The sequence below is a fragment of the Streptococcus sp. NLN76 genome (assembly GCF_015686645.1).
Lineage (GTDB): Bacteria > Bacillota > Bacilli > Lactobacillales > Streptococcaceae > Streptococcus.
In genome coordinates this window covers 1-1,497 of record NZ_JADPMS010000095.1, presented here as the reverse complement: position 1 = coordinate 1,497, position 1,497 = coordinate 1, and the positions used below count along the sequence as shown (strand labels likewise).

Sequence of the window (1,497 nt, the reverse complement as noted above, 5' to 3'; positions counted from 1 at the left end):
TGTGACGGTATCTTACCAGAAAGGGACGGCTAACTACGTGCCAGCAGCCGCGGTAATACGTAGGTCCCGAGCGTTATCCGGATTTATTGGGCGTAAAGCGAGCGCAGGCGGTTAGATAAGTCTGAAGTTAAAGGCTGTGGCTTAACCATAGTATGCTTTGGAAACTGTTTAACTTGAGTGCAGAAGGGGAGAGTGGAATTCCATGTGTAGCGGTGGAATGCGTAGATATATGGAGGAACACCGGTGGCGAAAGCGGCTCTCTGGTCTGTAACTGACGCTGAGGCTCGAAAGCGTGGGTAGCGAACAGGATTAGATACCCTGGTAGTCCACGCCGTAAACGATGAGTGCTAGGTGTTAGGCCCTATCCGGGGCTTAGTGCCGGAGCTAACGCATTAAGCACTCCGCCTGGGGAGTACGACCGCAAGGTTGAAACTCAAAGGAATTGACGGGGGCCCGCACAAGCGGTGGAGCATGTGGTTTAATTCGAAGCAACGCGAAGAACCTTACCAGGTCTTGACATCCCAGTGACCGTCCTAGAGATAGGGCTTTTCTTCGGAACACTGGTGACAGGTGGTGCATGGTTGTCGTCAGCTCGTGTCGTGAGATGTTGGGTTAAGTCCCGCAACGAGCGCAACCCTTATTGTTAGTTGCCATCATTAAGTTGGGCACTCTAGCGAGACTGCCGGTAATAAACCGGAGGAAGGTGGGGATGACGTCAAATCATCATGCCCCTTATGACCTGGGCTACACACGTGCTACAATGGCTGGTACAACGAGCTGCAAGTCGGTGACGGCAAGCAAATCTCTTAAAGCCAGTCTCAGTTCGGATTGTAGGCTGCAACTCGCCTACATGAAGTCGGAATCGCTAGTAATCGCGGATCAGCACGCCGCGGTGAATACGTTCCCGGGCCTTGTACACACCGCCCGTCACACCACGAGAGTTTGTAACACCCGAAGTCGGTGAGGTAACCGTTTAGAGCCAGCCGCCTAAGGTGGGATAGATGATTGGGGTGAAGTCGTAACAAGGTAGCCGTATCGGAAGGTGCGGCTGGATCACCTCCTTTCTAAGGAAATGGATGACATTGGTACTTGTTCAGTTTTGAGGGGTCATGTAGATGACAACCAAGAAATAAAAAAGAATAGATTCAAAGGTTAGAAACCAACCTGGGGCCTTAGCTCAGCTGGGAGAGCGCCTGCTTTGCACGCAGGAGGTCAGCGGTTCGATCCCGCTAGGCTCCATCAGGATATCGAAGCCGATCCGCTTGCGGAAACTTCGAGAAGAAAAATAGGAAACAGACGATGTGTTCGGAGAACACAAGGAAGTTTATCTTTTTTCTCTACGAAGTTAGGCTGAGATTCAACTACAAACAAAGTTGAAGTGGTATCCTAAAAGAACATTGAAAATTGAATATCTATATCAAAGAAAGTAACAAGAAATAAACCGAAACGCTGAACGCATAAAGAGTTTACTTAATTCAGGTAGAGTTAAGAAAAGAG

At 49.5% G+C, this 1,497-nt stretch carries 1 tRNA gene and 1 rRNA gene; both read left to right on the top strand.

Annotated features, from left to right (window positions below):
- Positions 1-1,064: ribosomal RNA gene (locus I1A59_RS09420) — 16S ribosomal RNA — on the top strand; the annotation flags it as partial.
- A gap of 102 nt (positions 1,065-1,166) precedes the next feature.
- Positions 1,167-1,239: transfer RNA gene (locus I1A59_RS09415), tRNA-Ala, on the top strand.
- Positions 1,240-1,497: the final 258 nt, after the last annotated feature.